Below are 839 nucleotides of genomic sequence, written 5' to 3'. Positions count from 1 at the left end.
AGGCCGGCCCGCGCCGCCGCGGCCTCGACGCGGGCGAAGCGCAGGTCCGCCGGCAACAACGCCACCGCCCCCGCCTTGCCCTGGAAACCCGCCCACAGTGCGGTCAACACCCGGGCCTCGATCGGCGGGATCCCGGCGGCGGCCGTCCCGAGCACGGGCCGCGACCACCAGCCGTCCCCGCGGATCACCGCCGACGCCGCCGGTTCGCCGCGCACCACGTCCAGACCCCCGACGACCACGTTGTTGACATTGCGGACCGCGACCAGCGGATGCCGGTACTCCAGCCGGTCGCCCCGCTCGGCCAGGCAGGCGGCGAGATACCACAGGGACAGCAACGTCGGGGGCGTTCCCGACAGCAGCATGCGACCTCCCCGGCGCCCGGCGTCCAGCCCGGATCCGTCAGGAGACTAGCAAGACGGACGCGCCTGCGCGGCCCACCGTAGGCCGGGTACGCCCCAGGGCGGATGCCATCGCCGCCGCTGCCCGTTACCGTCGGCGGATGACCTGGTCCGGCCCCGGTGGGCGGCGCACCGCCGCCCGGGACGCGGCGGTGCTGCTCGGCGCCGCGGCGGTGACCATCGGCGGTTCGCACGGCGCCGCGCACGAGCAGGTGCCGCCCGCGCACCCGCTCGACGCCCTGGCCTTCGTGCTGCTCGTGCTGCTCACCGCCACAGTGACGCTGCGCCGCCGGTCCCCGCTGGGGGCCCTGGGCGCGGCCAGCCTGCTGCTCGCCGCGTTCACCGCCGTCGGCTACCCGCACGGGCCGTCGTTCGTGCCGCTCGTGATCGCCTCGATGGCGGTCGGGCTGCGCCACCACCGGCGCACGGCGTGGCAGGCAC

Annotated in this window: 1 protein-coding gene and 1 pseudogene; one reads left to right on the top strand and one right to left on the bottom strand. The window is 76.8% G+C overall.

Annotated features, from left to right (window positions below):
- The coding region (locus tag MXD58_RS25915; RefSeq protein ID WP_250610338.1) for a hypothetical protein at positions 1-362 on the bottom strand (362 nt) is incomplete at its 3' end.
- Between the two features lie 137 nt (positions 363-499).
- Here MXD58_RS25915 and MXD58_RS25910 point away from each other — a divergent pair.
- A pseudogene (locus MXD58_RS25910) lies at positions 500-839 on the top strand (two-component sensor histidine kinase); the annotation flags it as partial.

The sequence above is a fragment of the Frankia sp. AgKG'84/4 genome (genome assembly GCF_023242965.2).
Lineage (GTDB): Bacteria > Actinomycetota > Actinomycetes > Frankiales > Frankiaceae > Frankia.
This window is presented reverse-complemented; position numbering and strand designations above follow the sequence as displayed.